Source organism: Pseudomonas sp. K2I15 (genome assembly GCF_002204795.1).
In the GTDB taxonomy this organism is placed as follows: Bacteria; Pseudomonadota; Gammaproteobacteria; order Pseudomonadales; family Pseudomonadaceae; genus Aquipseudomonas.
Genome location: NZ_NIXO01000002.1, coordinates 149,377 through 165,949 on the forward strand (window position 1 = coordinate 149,377; position 16,573 = coordinate 165,949).

Annotated in this window: 10 protein-coding genes; 4 read left to right on the plus strand and 6 right to left on the minus strand. The window is 61.7% G+C overall.

The genetic code is table 11. The features are described 5' to 3' along the window. The first annotated feature begins 97 nt into the window (after positions 1 to 97). The 4 genes from CEC48_RS02865 (at position 98) to CEC48_RS02880 (ending at position 4,070) form a co-directional block, all read left to right on the plus strand. Positions 98 to 337 (plus strand): DUF3203 family protein, encoded by a 240-nt coding sequence (locus CEC48_RS02865; RefSeq protein WP_088422358.1) that lies wholly within the window; start codon positions 98 to 100, stop codon positions 335 to 337. Between the two features lie 184 nt (positions 338 to 521). Further along, positions 522 to 1,937: a cytochrome c oxidase accessory protein CcoG gene (gene ccoG, locus CEC48_RS02870; protein ID WP_088422359.1), complete on the plus strand. Its 1,416-nt coding sequence runs from the start codon at positions 522 to 524 to the stop codon at positions 1,935 to 1,937. Positions 1,938 to 2,108: 171 nt separating this feature from the next. Continuing rightward, on the plus strand, positions 2,109 to 3,518 hold the full coding sequence (gene mapR, locus CEC48_RS02875; protein WP_088422360.1) for a GntR family transcriptional regulator MpaR: 1,410 nt from the start codon (positions 2,109 to 2,111) through the stop codon (positions 3,516 to 3,518). A gap of 93 nt (positions 3,519 to 3,611) precedes the next feature. Further along, on the plus strand, positions 3,612 to 4,070 hold the full coding sequence (locus CEC48_RS02880) for a hypothetical protein (RefSeq protein WP_256579654.1): 459 nt from the start codon (positions 3,612 to 3,614) through the stop codon (positions 4,068 to 4,070). Between the two features lie 50 nt (positions 4,071 to 4,120). Here CEC48_RS02880 and CEC48_RS02885 read toward each other — a convergent pair whose 3' ends face one another. The 6 genes from CEC48_RS02885 to CEC48_RS02910 all read right to left on the minus strand — a co-directional run bounded on the left by CEC48_RS02885 (position 4,121) and on the right by CEC48_RS02910 (position 16,346). Beyond that, complete coding sequence (locus CEC48_RS02885; protein WP_088422361.1) at positions 4,121 to 4,867, minus strand: SDR family oxidoreductase; 747 nt, start codon at positions 4,865 to 4,867, stop codon at positions 4,121 to 4,123. Between the two features lie 72 nt (positions 4,868 to 4,939). Then, positions 4,940 to 7,033 (minus strand): bifunctional diguanylate cyclase/phosphodiesterase, encoded by a 2,094-nt coding sequence (locus CEC48_RS02890; RefSeq protein WP_088422362.1) that lies wholly within the window; start codon positions 7,031 to 7,033, stop codon positions 4,940 to 4,942. Positions 7,034 to 7,307: 274 nt separating this feature from the next. Continuing rightward, a complete protein-coding gene (locus CEC48_RS02895; RefSeq protein ID WP_088422363.1) occupies positions 7,308 to 8,840 on the minus strand; it encodes an efflux transporter outer membrane subunit in 1,533 nt (510 codons plus the stop codon). Further along, a complete protein-coding gene (locus CEC48_RS02900) occupies positions 8,837 to 11,944 on the minus strand; it encodes an efflux RND transporter permease subunit (RefSeq protein WP_088422364.1) in 3,108 nt (1,035 codons plus the stop codon). Before CEC48_RS02900 ends, CEC48_RS02895 begins: the two co-directional genes overlap by 4 nt. After that, on the minus strand, positions 11,941 to 15,042 hold the full coding sequence (locus tag CEC48_RS02905; RefSeq protein ID WP_088422365.1) for an MdtB/MuxB family multidrug efflux RND transporter permease subunit: 3,102 nt from the start codon (positions 15,040 to 15,042) through the stop codon (positions 11,941 to 11,943). Before CEC48_RS02905 ends, CEC48_RS02900 begins: the two co-directional genes overlap by 4 nt. Beyond that, positions 15,039 to 16,346, minus strand: coding sequence for an MdtA/MuxA family multidrug efflux RND transporter periplasmic adaptor subunit (locus CEC48_RS02910; RefSeq protein ID WP_088422366.1), 1,308 nt, complete (start codon positions 16,344 to 16,346; stop codon positions 15,039 to 15,041). The genes CEC48_RS02905 and CEC48_RS02910 overlap by 4 nt, the downstream gene beginning before the upstream one ends. Between the last annotated feature and the right edge of the window lie 227 nt (positions 16,347 to 16,573).

Genomic DNA, 16,573 nt, shown 5'->3' on the forward strand with positions numbered 1-16,573 from the left:
ATACGGGATGGACAGCGCCGACCGTCAGTCAGTTGCGCAGAACGATTCATCCACGCGCAACGCCTAACGATCAGTAACCCCGGAAAAGGACAGCACCATGCCCGTACGTATTGAAAACCAGACCTGTTACTTCAAGGTCGACGAGAACGGCGACGAAAAAAGCCTCGCCGCCACCGATGTGACCGTGATTACCGACAGCGCCAAATCCATGTCGGCCGTTGAGCTGAACGGCGAGCGGGTCTACATCACCGAAGCAGAAGCCGATGCATTGACCGTAGCAGGCGCCACCGACGGTCGTAAGCACCTGAAGGCCACCGACGGTGATTCGGTGATTTGATTGACCTGGATCATCACTGCCTGAAAACTGCTGCACCCCACGGCCCACAGGGTGCAGCACATTGTCGCAGGCGCGCACCGCAGGCTCATCTGATCCGCTTTTTATCGCCCTACCTGAGTCTGTTATGCAAACAGAGCGCCGGTCATAGTTCATCCGCCTGATGGAGGCTGATGAGCGAAAGACCATGAGCGATAGAATCCCCGTCCGAACCGTAGAAGTGTATGAGCCTGCGCATTCGAAGAAGATGAAGGCCACATCCAGCGACAACCTGATTCATACCCGCAGTTTCACCGGGCTGTTCCGTACCTTGCGTGTGGTGGGCGCGGGCTTTCTGTTCCTGGCGTTTTTCGGCACCGTGTGGCTGAACTGGGGCGGACGCCAAGCGGTGTTGTGGGACCTGGCTGAAAGCAAATTCCATATCTTTGGTGCAACGTTCTGGCCCCAGGACTTCATTCTGCTGTCGGCGCTGTTGATCATCTGTGCGTTCGGCCTGTTCGCCATTACCGTATTCGCGGGCCGTGTGTGGTGCGGTTATACCTGCCCGCAAAGCTCGTTTACCTGGCTGTTCATGTGGTGCGAAAAGGTCACCGAAGGCGAGCGAAACCAGCGCATCAAGCTGCAAGCCGCGCCCTGGGGCTTGAACAAGCTGGCAAGGCGCTCGGCCAAGCACACGCTGTGGCTGGGTATCAGCGTGCTGACCGGGCTGACATTTGTCGGCTATTTCACGCCGATCCGCCCGTTGGCCGAGGAACTGCTGACCTGGCAAATGGGTGGCGCTAGCCTGTTCTGGGTGCTGTTTTTCACCGGCGCCACCTACATCAACGCGGGCTGGCTGCGCGAAGCAGTGTGCATGCACATGTGCCCGTATGCGCGGTTCCAGAGTGTGATGTTCGACAAAGACACCCTGACCATTTCCTACGACGTGGCCCGTGGCGAAAACCGTGGCCCGCGCAAACGCGACCTGCAACCGGCGGACGTCGGCCTGGGTGACTGCATCGACTGCCAGCTGTGCGTGCAGGTGTGCCCCACCGGCATCGACATTCGCGATGGCCTGCAAATGGAATGCATCGGCTGCGCCGCGTGTATCGATGCCTGTGATTCGATCATGGACAAAATGGGCTATGCCCGCGGCCTGGTCAGCTATACCTCGGAGCATCAGTTGCAAGGTGGCAAGACGCACCTGCTCAGGCCCCGGCTGATCGGCTACAGTGCCGTGTTGCTGGTGATGATCGGTGCGCTGGTGGTGGCGCTGGTGGAGCGGCCGATGGTGTCGCTGGACGTGACCAAGGACCGTGGGATGTTTCGCGAGAACAGCGAAGGCTTGATCGAGAACATCTACAGCCTCAAGGTCATCAACAAGACCCAGCAGCCTCAGGATTATCGCCTGGAGCTGGTGGACGGTATCGGCTTCCAGTTGCAGGGCAAGACCGAAATCAGCCTGGCACCGGGGGAGATTACCGACGTGCCCGTTTCGGTGGCGATGACGGCAGAGAAGCCGGCCAGCAGTTCCCAGACCATCCGTTTCAAGGTAACGGACGTGGATGAGCCGTGGGTTTATAGCGCGGCGGATAGCCGGTTTGTGGCGCCGTTGAATCGCTGAACACCGAGTTTTGAGAAACACTGGAGATCAAATGTGGGAGCGGGCTTGCTCGCGAAAGCGGTGTACCAGTCAACGGGTGCATCAACTGAAAGACTGCATTCGCGAGCAAGCCCGCTCCCACATTTTGATCTACGTTCAATCAGCAAAATCTGTTCAAAGCACTGAGCCCCAATGAAACGCTACGAAAAATTCGCCGACGACATCGCAGAACTGATCCGCTCCGGCGTCCTCGGCCCCGGCCAACGGGTGCCGTCGGTGCGCTACGCCAGCCAGACCTACGGCGTCAGCCCGTCCACCGTGTTCCAGGCCTACTACCTGCTGGAACGTCGTGGGCTGATCCGCGCCCGGCCGCGTTCCGGGTACTTCGTCAACACCCATGCGCCGAGCCCGTTTTCCGAGCCGGTGGTGAGTGCCCACGTGCACGAATCCACCGAAGTGGACGTCAGCGAGTTGGTGTTCTCTGTGCTCGACTCCATCAAGGACCCGCAAACCGTGCCCTTCGGCTCGGCCTTCCCCAGCCCGACGTTATTCCCGCTGCAACGCCTGTCCCGCTCCCTGGCCAGCGCCAGCCGGGAAATGGACCCGCGCATGGTGGTCACCGACATGTCGCCGGGCAACCCGCAACTGCGCCGGCAGATCGCCCTGCGCTACATGGTCGGCGGGCTGATGCTGCCGATGGAAGAACTGCTGATCACCAACGGCGCCCTTGAGGCGCTGAACCTGTGCCTGCAGGCCGTGACCGAACCCGGCGACCTGGTGGCCATCGAAGCCCCGGCGTTCTATGCCAGCCTGCAAATACTCGAACGCCTGAAACTCAAGGCCGTGGAAATTCCCGTACACCCGCGCGATGGCATTGACCTCAAGGTGCTGGCGCAAAGCCTGGAACGCTACCCGATCAAGGCCTGCTGGTGCATGACCAGCTTCCAGAACCCGATGGGCGCGACCATGCCCGAGGCCAGGAAGCAGGAGCTGGTGCAATTGCTGCGCAGCCATCAGGTGCCACTGATCGAAGACGACGTGTACGCCGAACTGTACTACGGCCAGCAGGCACCCAAACCGGCCAAGGCTTTCGACACCGAAGGCCTGGTGATGCATTGCGGCTCTTTCGCCAAAAGCCTGGCCCCTGGCTACCGCATTGGCTGGGTGGCTGCCGGGCGCTATGCGCAGAAGATCGAGCGGTTGAAGTTGATGACATCGCTGTGCGCCTCGATGCCGGCCCAGGCGGCGATTGCCGATTACCTGCAACACGGCGGCTACGATCGGCACCTGCGTAAATTGCGGTATGCGCTGGAGGAACAGCAAAGCGCCATGCTTGCCGCTATCGCGCGCTATTTCCCGGCACAGACACGGGTCAGCCAGCCGGCAGGCGGATATTTCCTGTGGCTGGAGCTGCCGGAGCAGACCGACTCGTTGAAGTTATTCCAGATGGCGCTGGCCCAGGGCATCAGCATCGCGCCGGGGCCTATCTTCTCGCCGACCCAGCGTTTCAGGAACTGCATTCGCCTGAATTACGGCAGCCCGTGGGATGAGTCGTGTGAAAAGGCAATGGAGACGCTGGGGAAGATTGTGCGTTCGTTTTAAAGCGCTGGAACCAAACCGGGTGCTGGACCACACAGGAGGGCGACATTTCTCTCGAAGAAATGTCCTTTCCCTGGTTCAAATCAAAGGTACCCGATGACTATTTCTCCCCCGGCGGGCCTGAAGCCCCTACCCGTCCCGCCCAACTACATGCGTGCAGCAGAACAGGACCAAGTTCGTGAGATGACCGGGCCAATGGGCCGGCCCGACGGCGACCATCGTACGGCTGAAAGGATCATCGAACAGAGTCCGGTGCTAAGCCGTTTCCTTGGGGGTTACGATCATCTTGCGATAGGTGATGACCTCAAGCGGCAAGTCGGCGACTGGACCGAAGCCAATCCGGATCCGGACTCTCGCGCCAATGCCGCCTACGACCTGGACAAGGTGCTGCGGTTCATTGACAACCTCGACGACCGTAAGCTGAACGCCAGTCACACTCGAAATGGTGTGGTAGATGGCTTCTCTGACTCAGGCTACAACACTCAGGACAACTCGGAGGCCCGGCTGCTCAGCCGGTTCTCCCAACAGGGCTATCAGGTGTTGCGTCGGGCCTGAGGCGGGACCTGTGGCGAGGGATTAGTCCCTCGCCACAGTCCGAAACCACCCTAGCGACCGCCCGCCAGGTCAATAAAGGTCCCAGTGGCATAGGACGCCTTGTCCGACAGCAACCAGATAATCCCTTCCGCGACTTCTTCGGCGCGCCCGCCACGGGCCATGGGAATCCCGGGCTCCAGCTTGCTGACCCGATCAGGGTCGCCGCTCAGGGCATGGAAATCGGTAAAAATGAAGCCCGGACGCACACCATTGACCCGAATCCCCTCACCCGCCACTTCCTTGGAAAGCCCGATGGTGAAGGTATCCAGCGCGCCCTTGGACGCAGCGTAGTCGACATATTCCCCCGGCGAGCCCAAACGCGCGGCGGCCGACGAAACGTTGACGATGCTGCCGCCCTGCCCGCCATGCTTGGGCGACATGCGCAGCACCGCATGCTTGGCACACAGGATAGGCCCCAATACGTTGGTCTTGAGCGTCTTTAAGATACGGAACTCGGACATTTCATCGACCCGCGACTTGTGCCCTACGGTACCGGCGTTGTTGACCAGCGCCGTCACCCGACCCAGTTCGGTATCGACCCGGTGGAACAGGCCGATCACTTCGTCTTCGATGCTGACATCGGCCCGCACGGCAATCGCCTGGGCGCCAAGGGCGCGCACTTGCTCAAGCACCCGGTGGGCGGCGTCCTCATCGGCCTGGTAGTTGATGCAGAGGCGATAGCCCTGGGCGGCGGCCAACAGCGCCGTGGCGGCGCCGATCCCACGGCTGCCACCGGTGATGATGACGACTTTGTCCATGTGTACGGTCTCCTGGTTCAACGTGAGCTGATGGATCCAATACTACCTGCGCCCTGCAGGTTTTGCATGGGCTCACATCACCGACTGCGCACTCACCACCTGCTCGGCGCGCTGGATGTCGGCCATGAAGCCGTCGGCCGGCAGCGGATGCCCCAGCAGATAACCCTGCAGCGAATCGCAGCCCAGCCGCGTGAGGAAACTCTGCTGGACGTCGGTCTCCACGCCTTCGGCCACAATACGCAGGCCCAGGGCCTGGCCGAGGGCGACGATGGCCGAGACGATGGCGGCGTCATCGCTGTCGTGCTCCAGGTCGCGGACAAACCCCCGATCGATTTTCAACTCGTTGGCTGGCAGGCGCTTGAGGTACATCAGGCTCGAATAGCCGGTGCCGAAGTCGTCGATGGACAGGTCGACGCCCATGTCCGAGAGTTTCTGCAACACCGTCATGCTCGCATCGGCATCGCTCATGGCGGTGGTTTCGGTGATTTCCAGGGTCAGGCTGTTGGCCGGCAACCGGTGGCGTTCCAGCGCATTGGCAACGCTCTTGACCAAGCCTGCGTGGCAGAACTGCAACGCCGAGAGATTCACCGCGATACGCCAGTCGCGATAGCCCTGGGCATACCACACCTGCATCTGGCGGCAGGCTTCGTTGAGCACCCATTCGCCGATGGGGATGATCAACCCGGTCTTTTCCGCCAGCTCGATAAACTTGTCCGGCAACAACAAGCCTTGTTGCGGGTGCTCCCAGCGCAACAGCGCCTCGGCACCAACCGGGCGGCCGCTGATGGCGTCGAACTTGGGCTGGTAATACAGCCGGAATTGTTCGTGCTCCACGGCGTTGCGCAAGTCCTGCAGCAGTTGCAATTGTTTGCGCGCATTGGTGTTCATCGATACATCGAAAAAGCTGTAGCCGTTCTTGCCCATGCCCTTGGCGTGATACATCGCCGCATCGGCATTCATCAGCAGTTCCTGGGGCGTGGCGCCGTTGCCGGGGAACAGCGCGATGCCGATGCTCGCGGAGATTTTCAGCTCATGCTCGGCGACGTGGAACGCCTGGTTGATCAGGCCCACCTGGCGCTCGGCCAGGCGCAACGCATCGTCGGGCTGGCTCAACTGCACCAGCAACACAAACTCATCACCGCCAATGCGGGCCAGGGTGTCCTGGCTGCGCAAATCTTCCCGCAGGCGCAGGCCGACTTGCTGCAACAGTTGGTCGCCCATGTGGTGGCCGAAGGCGTCGTTGACCGGCTTGAAGCCGTCCAGGTCGATAAACATCAGCGCAAAGCAACTGCCCTCCTCGCTCACCCGCTGTATCGCCTGTTGAATCCGGTCGGCGAGCAAGGTGCGGTTGGGCAAGCCGGTGAGCATGTCGTGCAGGGCCAGGTGAGTAAGTTCCTGGTTGGCCTGGGTCAGGGAGTCGGCCAGCACCGCCGTACGGGCTTCCAGGCGGGCATCGGCCAGGGAGGTCAGCAGCGCGATGACCAACACCGCCAGGGTGGTGACCAGCACCAGGTTATCCAGGCCTTTGCCGCTGAGGCCGGTCAATGCCGCGCCGCAAAAACTGCCATCGGCGAAACGCGCAGCGGCCATGCCGGTGTAGTGCATGCCGACGATTGCCATGCCCATCACCATCGCCGCCCCGCCCCGGGCCAGGCGCACGTAAGGCGTGTTGCGCCGCAGGTTGAAGGCGATCCACAAGGCTGCCGCCGAGGCACCGACGGCAATCAGCAACGAGGCGGTGAACAGCGTGGGGTCGTAGTCGATGCCGGGCGTCATGCGCATGGCGGCCATGCCGGTGTAATGCATGGCGCTAATGCCTGCGCCCATGATCAAGGCGCCAAACCCGAGCTGCCACTCCGGCAAACGCGGCTGACTGACCAGCCACAAGGCAAAACCGCTGGAAAGGACTGCGATCAGCAATGACAGCAGCGTGATGCCGACGTCATAGCCCAGGCTGATGGGTAAGCGAAAGGCGAGCATGCCGATAAAGTGCATCGACCAGATGCCCACGCCCATCGCCAGCGCGCCGCCGCCCATCCACAGGTACACCGCGCGGCCTTTGGCCGTGGCAATACGCCCGGTCATGTCCAGCGCGGTATAGGACGCGAGGATCGCGACGAACAGAGAAATCAGGACGAGGGCGGGGGAATAGCTACCGGTGAGCATGGGACTTCTCGTGACCAAGGGGCCGAACGGCATCCGTGCAGGGCTGAAAAGTCAGGGATTGTAGCGACAATAATTCTTGTACACCTGAATTATTATCGTATAGCCATTAGTGGCAATTTGACGCCAATCTACTGACTCAAAAAACCCGCAAAACCACTGTGGAAGCGGGCTTGCTCGCGAAAGCGCAGTGCCAGTCAACAATGCATCAACTGACCCGCTGCCTTCGCGAGCAAGCCCGCTCCCACACAAGCCCGCACACCCATCGGATCGTTGTTTACTTCTTATCGCTCAGTTGCATCTGCCCATCCCAACCACCACCCAGCGCGGCGATCAATTGCACACTGGCAACCAGCCGGGTTTGCAGCAGGGTCAGCACCGTGCGCTCGTTGCTCAGGGCAGTTGCTTGCACGGTGACCACATCGAGATACGCGATCAAACCGGCCTTGTACTGGTTCTGGGTCAGGCGCAGGGATTCCCGGGCAGATTCGAGGGCCTCGTTGCTGACGACCGCCTCGTCTTCCAGGACCTTGAGCTGAACCATGTAGTTTTCCACCTCGCGGAAACCGTCGAGTACGGTCTGGCGGTACTTGGCCACGGTTTCGTCATAGGACGCTTCGGCACGGTCGACTTCCGCCGAGCGCTGGCCGCCGTCAAACAGGGTCATCGCCAGTTTCGGCCCCACCGACCAGAAGCGGTTCGGCAGGCTGATCCAGTCGGCGTAAGTGCTGCTGGAATACCCGCCGGCCAGGCTCAGGGTCAGGTCCGGGTAGTAAGCGGTTTTGGCCACACCGATATTGGCGTTGGCGGCAATCACCGAGCGCTCAGCCTGGGAAATATCCGGGCGGCGCTCCAGCAGTTGCGAGGGCAGGCTCACCGGAATCTGCGGCAGCGCCGGAATGTCCTTGCTCACCGCCAGGTTGAAGTTGGCCGGCGGCACACCGGTCAGCACGGCAATCGCGTTTTCAAGCTGCGCGCGCTGCCAGATCAGGTCGATCATGCTGGCCTGGGTGCTTTTCAGCTGGGTCTGGGCCTGGGCGATGGCGTCCTTGCCCGAGACACCGGCGCGGTATTGGTTCTGGGTCATTTGCAGGGAGCGCTGATAAGCGTCCACCGTGGCTTGCAGCAAACGGGTCTGTTCATCCATGACCCGCAGTTGCAGGTAATCCTGCACCAATTCCGATTGCTGGCTGAGGCGCATCGCCGCCAGGTCCGCAGCGCTGGCTTCGGCACTGGCTTCGTTGGCTTCCAGGCCCCGGCGCAATTTGCCCCAGATATCGGCTTCCCAGCTCACGCCCACCTGAGCATTCAAGGTGTTGCGGATACCGCTGCTGGAACTGCTCAGGCTGGCGTTACTGCTGCCGGTACCCTGGCTGGCCCGGCTTTTGTCGGCACTCAGGTCGACGGTCGGGAAGAACGCCCCACGGGCACTGCGCACCTGCGATGCAGCCTGGCGATAACGCGCCTCGGCCTGGGCCACGGTCTGGTTGGAGCTGTTGAGTTTCTCTACCAGTTCATTGAGTTGTTTGTCGCCGTACAGCTCCCACCAGGCACCCCGGGCCAACGAGTCGCTGGGCGAGGCCTGGCGCCAGCCCTGGGCTTCTTTGTACTGGGCCGGCTCGGTCAATTCGGGGCGTTTGTAATCCGGGCCGACGGCGCAGGCGCTGAGCATCAGCACGAGGCCCACTGTAGGAGCGAGCTTGCTCGCGAAAAGCCTGAGAACACCAAGTTCATTCAGGATGTCAGCGTTATCGTTGACGCCCTTCGCGAGCAAGCTCGCTCCTACAGGGGAACGCGTTGAGTCGGTCATAGCGCAGTGTCCAGGGCAGCATCGGTACGCACTCCGCGCCAGCCGTTGAAACGGTGGCGCAGGCGGTCGAGATAAAGGTAAACCACAGGCGTGGTGTAAAGGGTCAGGATCTGGCTGACTATCAGGCCGCCGATAATCGTCAGGCCCAAAGGCTGGCGCATTTCTGCGCCTTCGGCGGTGCTGAGCAGCAATGGCAAGGCGCCGAGGATCGCCGCCAGGGTGGTCATCAGGATCGGCCGCAGCCGCACAAGGCAGGCGGCGCGAATCGATTCCAGCGGGGTCATGCCGTCGTGGCGCTCCAGTTGCAGCGCAAGGTCGATCATCAGGATCGCGTTTTTCTTCACGACCCCGATCAACAGGAACAACCCCAACAGCGAGATCAAGCTGAACTCGCCCCCCAGCACATAGATCGACAACAACGCGCCGACGCCCGCCGAGGGCAAGGTCGACAGGATGGTCAGCGGGTGGATGTAGCTCTCGTACAGAATACCCAGCACCAGGTACACCGCCACCAGTGCGCCGAGGATCATGAACGGCTGGCCTTTCTGGGTGGCCGCGAACGCATCGGCGGTGCCGGACATCTTCGCAATCACATCTTCCGGCAAGCCGACCTTGGCAATCGCCCGCTCGATGGCACCCGTGCCCTGCTCCACCGTCACGCCGGGGGCCATGTCGAACGCAATGTTTTCCGACGCAAACTGCCCTTCATGGCGGACCGTGTCGTCGGCCAGGCTGTTTTCATAGTGGGCAATGGTCGACAGCGGCACCCGCGCACCGGTCGATGTGATGACCTGCATCTGATTCAGGGTAATCGGGTCCTGGGCGTATTTCGGGTTGACCTCCATCACAACCTGATACTGGTTGAGGCTGTCATAGATGGTCGAAATCTGCCGCTGGCTGTAGGCGTTGTTCAGTACCGCCGTGACCATGCTCATGTCGATGCCCAGGCGTTTGGCCTGGTCGCGGTCGACAATCAGCGTGACCTGCGCCGCACCGCGACCCTCACGGGCGTCGATGGCGGTCAGTTCGGGCAGCTCACGCAACGCGGCGACCACTTTCGGGTACCACAGGCGCAAGGCCGCCAGGTCGCCGCTTTGCAGAATGTAGGAATACTGCGCGGTGGTCTGGTCGCGGCTGCCACCAAACTGCAGGTCCTGGTCGGCCATCAGGAACAGACGCCCACCCGGCACCAGCGGCACGTCTTTACGCAAGCGCTCGATCACACCCTGGGCGGAAATCTTGCGCTCGCTGATGGGTTTGAGTCGCACCAGCATCACCGCGTTGTTGGTGCCGTTGTTGCCGCCAATAAAGCCGGCCACGCTAAGCACCGCCGGGTCCTTGAGCACGGCCTGGCGGAAGATTTCCATCTTCGGCTGCATCACGCCAAACGACAGCCCGTCATCACCGCGCACAAAACCGATCAACTGGCCGGTGTCTTGCTGGGGCATGAAGGTTTTCGGCACCACCACGTACAGGGCAACGTTGACGCCAATGGTGATCAACAGACTAAGCAGGGTCAGGCGCCGATGGCGCAGCACCCAGTCGAGGCTGCGGGCGTAGCCGGCGACCATGCGCGCGTGAACCTTCTCGCTCCAGCGCTGCAAACCGGTCTCCTGCCCCGGGATGTGCGGCTTGAGCCAGCGGGCACAGAGCATCGGGGTCAGGGTCAGCGACACCACCAGCGAGACGATAATGGACGCCGCCAGGGTGATCGAAAACTCGCGGAACAAACTGGTGACGATCCCGCCCATAAACAGGATGGAGAGGAACACCGCCACCAGCGAAACGTTCATCGACAGCAAGGTAAAGCCAACTTCCTTGGCCCCAAGATACGCCGCCTTCATCGGCGGCACGCCCTCGTCGATATGCCGGGAAATGTTCTCCAGCACCACGATGGCATCGTCCACCACCAGGCCGGTGGCGAGGATCAACGCCATCAGCGAGAGGTTATTCAGGGAAAAGCCGAACAGGTACATCACGGCAAAGGTACCCACCAAGGACACCGGCACTGCCAGGGTAGGAATCAACGACGCACGGAAGTTACCGAGGAACAGGTACACCACCAGGATCACCAAGGCCACGGCGATCAACAAGGTCATCTCGGCCTCGTGCAGCGTAGCGGTGATGACAGGCGAGCGGTCCATGGCCAGGTTCAGCTTGACGCTGGACGGCAACACCGCCTGCAACGCCGGCAACTGGGCCTTGATCTGCTTGACCGTCTCGATGATGTTGGCATCCGACTGGCGGTTGATCACAAGCAGCACCGCAGAGTCATTGTTGAAGAAGCCGCTGTTGTAGCGGTCTTCCACGCCGTCGCTGATCTTGGCCACGTCACCCAGGCGCAGGGCAGCGCCGTTCTGGTAGCGAATCAGCAGTGGTTCGTAGTCCTTGGCTTTTTCCAGCTGGTCGTTGGCCTGGATCTGCCAGTTGCGCTCACTGTCTTCCAGCGAACCCTTGGGCCGTCGCACGTTGGCATTGGCGATAGTGTTGCGCACATCGTCCAGGGCTACGCCGTACTGGTCCAGGGCCTTGGGCTCAAGTTCGATACGCACGGCGGGCAAGGAGCTGCCGCCGATCTGTACTTCACCCACGCCCGGCACCTGGGACAGGCTTTGGGACAGGATGGTCGAGGCCAGGTCGTACAGCTGACCCTTGGGCAACACGTCCGACGTCAGTGACAGCACCATGATCGGCGCCTGGGACGGGTTGATCTTCTTATAGGTGGGCATGCTGCGCATGCCGCTGGGCAGCAGGTTGCGCGAGGCGTTGATGGCCGCTTGCACTTCCCGCGCCGCACCGTTGATGTCGCGATTGGAGTCGAACGCAAGGATCACCCGGGTCGAGCCCTGGCTCGACGAACTGCTCATGGTGGTGATGCCGGAAATCGCGCCGAAGGATCGCTCAAGCGGCGTTGCCACCGTGGAGGCCATGACCTCGGGGCTGGCGCCGGGCAGGCTGGCCGATACCACGATCACCGGAAAGTTGATCTGCGGCAGCGGCGACACCGGCAGCAAGTTGAAGGCCACGCCGCCCAACAACATGATCGCCAGGCTCAGCAGCATGGTCGCTACCGGCCGGCGAATGAAAGGTCCGGACAGGTTCATGACTCAACCGGCTCCAGGCGCACAGGCTCTTTGCGCCAGCGCCGACCCAGGCGGTCGAAATACAGGTAGATCACCGGGGTGGTGAACAGGGTCAACACCTGGCTCACCAGCAGCCCGCCGACCATCACCAGGCCCAGCGGCTGACGCAACTCCGCACCGGAACCGGTGGCGAGCATCAATGGCACGGCACCGAACAACGCGGCCAGGGTGGTCATGAGGATCGGGCGGAAACGCAACAGCGCTGCCTGATAGATCGCGGTTTGCGGGTCCAGGCCCTGGTTGCGTTCAGCGTCGAGGGCGAAGTCGATCATCATGATCGCGTTCTTCTTCACGATACCGATCAACAGGATGATGCCGATGATCGCGATCATCCCCAGGTCGTTGCCACTGAGCAACAAGGCCAGCAAGGCCCCCACCGCCGCCGACGGTAAGGTCGAGAGAATGGTGATCGGGTGGATGTAGCTCTCGTAGAGCACACCCAGCACGATGTACATGGTCACCACCGCCGCCAGGATCAGCAGCAAGGTGCTCGACAGCGAAGCCTCGAATGCCTGGGCCGCGCCCTGGAATTGAGTCTGTACGCCCACCGGCATGCCGATGTCTTTCTGGGCCTGGTTGATCAGCTCCACGCCCTTGCCCAGCGCCACACCAGGGGCCAGGTTGAACGACATCATCACCGCCGGGAACTGGCCGATATGCGCGATCGCCAATTGGGCCTGGCGCTGTTCCACATGGGCCAGGCTCGACAGCCGTACCTGGCCGCCGTCGGTGGTTTTCACGTGGATCTGGTTCAGGGCGGCCGGGCCGAGGGTTTCCCCCGACTGGGCCTGCAACACCACGCGGTATTGGCTGGCCTGGGTGTAGATGGTGGAAATCTGCCGCTGGCCGAAGGCGTCGTACAGCGCATCGGTGATGGTCGACACCGACACGCCAAGCCGCGAAGCGGCGTCGCGGTCGATCACCAGGTACACCTGCAAGCCTTTGTCCTGCAGGTCGCTGGCGACGTCAGAGAGTTCCGGCAACTGGCTGAGGGCGTGTACCAGCTTGTCGCTCCACAGGGCCAGCAGCTCGGCGTCCGGCGAGGACATGCTGAACTGGTACTGGGTGCGGCTGACACGGTCTTCGATGGTCAGGTCCTGCACCGGCTGCATGAAAAGGCGGATACCCACCAGCTTGTCCAGCTGCGGCTGCAGACGCGTGATGATTTGCGCTGCGCTCAGGTCCCTTTCGCCGTGGGGCTTGAGGTTGATCAGCAGGCGACCACTGTTAAGGGTGGCGTTATCACCGTCCACCCCGATATAGGAGGACAGGCTCTCCACCGCTGGGTCTTGGAGGATGATCTTCGCCAGCTCCTGCTGGCGCTGGCTCATGGCCGCAAAGGAGATCGACTGCGGCGCTTCGGAAATGCCCTGGATCACGCCGGTGTCCTGCACCGGGAAGAAGCCCTTGGGCACCGCCAGGTACAGCACCACGGTCAGGCCCAGGGTAGCGATGGCTACCAGCAAGGTCAGCGGCTGGTGCTTGAGCACCCACTGCAATTTGCGCCCGTAGGCTTCGATCAGCCAATCGATCCAGGCGCCGCTGGCCTTGTAGAAACGCCCTTGCTCTTCTTCCTTGGGTTCGCGCTTGAGCAAACGCGCGCACATCATCGGCGTCAGGGTCAGGGACACCACCAGGGAAATCAGGATCGCCACCGCCAGGGTGATGGCGAATTCACGGAACAAACGCCCGACCACATCGGCCATGAACAGCAGCGGTATCAATACCGCGATCAGCGACAGGGTCAGGGAAATCAGGGTGAAGCCGATTTGCTTGGCGCCCTTGAGCGCGGCGGCCATCGGCGTCTCGCCTTCCTCGATATAGCGGGAAATGTTCTCCAGCATCACGATGGCGTCGTCCACCACAAAACCGGTGGCGATGGTCAGCGCCATCAGTGTCAGGTTGTTGATGGAGAAACCGGCCAGGTACATCACGCCGAAGGTACCCACCAGTGACAGCGGCACAGCGATGGACGGAATGATGGTGGCACTGAAACGGCGCAGGAACAGGAACGTCACCATCACCACCAGAGCAACGGCGAGCAGCAATTCGTATTGTACGTCCTTGACCGAGGCACGGATGGTCTGGGTACGGTCGGTCAGCACCGTCACGTCCAGGCCGGCCGGCAGGTTGTCGGTGATGCTCGGCAGCAGCGCCTTGATCCGGTCCACCACCTCGATAACGTTGGCCCCAGGCTGGCGCTGGATGTTCAGCAGCACCGCCTGGTTTTCATTGGCCCAGGCCGCGAGGCGTTCGTTCTCGGCGCCGTCGACGATCTGCGCCACATCCTTGAGCCGCAACGGCGCGCCGTTTTTGTAGGCCAGGATCAGCTCGGCGTATTCCTTGGGTGAGACCAACTGGTCGTTGGCGTCGAGCATCGACACCCGCGTGGGGCCGTCGAAGTTACCCTTGGGCTGGTTGACGTTGGAGGCGGCGATCAGGGTGCGCACGTCCGACAGGTTCAAGCCGTTGGCCGCGAGCGCCTCGGGGTTGACCTTGATCCGCACTGCCTGGCGCTGGCCGCCGGCGATGCTGACCATGCCCACGCCGCTGATCTGCGCGATTTTTTGCGCCATGCGCGTATCGACCAAGTCGTTAAGCTTGGGCAGCAGCATGGTCTTGGAGGTGATGGCCAGGGTCAGCACCGGGGTGTCCGCCGGGTTGACCTTGTTGTACACCGGCGGCGCCGGCAAATCCTTGGGCAGCAGGTTGGTGGCGGCGTTGATCGCGGCCTGCACCTGTTGCTCGGCGACATCCATGTTGATGTCGAGGTTGAAACGCAGGGTCAGCACCGAGGCGCCCCCGGAGCTGGTGGACGCCATTTGGGTCAGGCCGGGCATTTGCCCGAACTGACGCTCCAGGGGCGCCGTCACCGCGCTGGTCATCACATCCGGGCTGGCACCGGGGTACAGGGTCATCACCCGGATGGTCGGGTAATCCACCTGGGGCAAGGCCGAGACCGGCAACAAGCGGTAAGCGATCGCACCGGCCAAAACAATGGCCAGCATGCTCAGGGTGGTGGCTACCGGGCGAAGGATGAACAGCCGCGAGAGGTTCATTTGCCGCCCTTTTGCGCCTTGCCGGCATCAGCCGGGCCTTGCTGGGTCTTGGCTGCCGGTTGGCCCTGCAGGTGTTCGGTCGGGGTGGTCGGCACTTCACTGCTGTCGTTGACCACTTCGATTTCACTGCCGTCTTTCAGGCGGTCGGTGCCTTCCAGTACCACGCGGTCGCCGGCGGCCAGGCCTTCTTTGATCACGGTGTTGTCGCCGTCGGAATCACCGATCACCAGCGGACGTACCTTGACCTTCTTGTCACCATCGAGCACGTAGACAAAGGTGCCGGTGTTGCCGAACTGAATCGCAGCCGACGGTGCCAGCACCACGTTATGCAGGGTGTCGGCCAGCAAGTGCACATTGACGAACTGGTTGGGGAACAGCGCCAGGTCCTTGTTATCGAACCGCGCCTTGAATTTCAGGGTGCCGGTGGTGACGTCGATCTGGTTGTCGAGGCTCTGCAACACGCCGCTGGCCTTGAGGGCCGCATCGCCACGGTCCCAGGCTTCCACTGGCAGCTTGTTACCGGCGTGATAACGCGCCAGCACGGTTTCCAGGGTGTTTTCCGGCAGCGTGAAGACCACGCTGATCGGTTGGGTCTGGGTGATCACCGCCAAAAAGGTGGTGTCGTTGGCGGCCACAAGGTTACCCACGTCCACCTGACGCAGGCCGACACGCCCGGTAATCGGGGCGCGGATCTTGGTGAATTCGAGGTTGAGCTTGGCGTCATCCACCGCGCCCTGGTTGGTCTTGACCGTGCCCTGGTACTGCAACACCAGCGCTTCGGCGGTGTCCAGGGTTTGCTTGGCAATACTGTCTTGCGCATACAGGTCGCGATAACGCTGCACATCGACCTGGGCGTTTTTCAGCTGGGCCTGGTTCTGCAAGAGCGTGCCCTGGGCCTGGAGCAAGGCATTCTGGTAGCTGCGCGGGTCGATTTCTGCCAGCAGGTCACCGGCCTTGACCATCTGCCCTTCTTCGAAGGCGATCTTGACCAGCTCTCCGCCTACCCGGCTGCGCACATTAATAGTGTTCAACGCAGTGACCGTGCCCAGTGCCTTGTAGTACACCGGGAATTCACCCTGCACCGCAGGCGCCACACGTACCGGCACCGGGCCGGTCGAGCCACCAAAGCCCGGGCGCATCATGCCCGACTTGCCGGCATGCCCGGCGGGCTTCTTCTCGGCGCTGTCTTTGTGACTGCCGGGCCAGAACTTCCAGCACAGGCCGGCAATAACCAGCAGCACGAGCAGGCCGAACAGCCAGCGGCGGGAGTGACGAGGGGTGGATTGCATGGAGTGATCAACCATTGGGCGCGAGAGCTTCTTCTTTGGGAGGCTGAAAGATAAGCACTGGAGCGCGTTAAGAAAAGCGCCTTTACCGGCTATTTACCTTGGATTACAACTTTTAACTTCTGTGCTTAGTCCATTCGCTATCTGGCTAAGCATCTGAAGCACAAATAAAAACGGCCTGGACTAGGCCAGGCCGTAATACTGCATCACGCGTGTTACTGCAAAACGACAGTAATGCGTAGTAA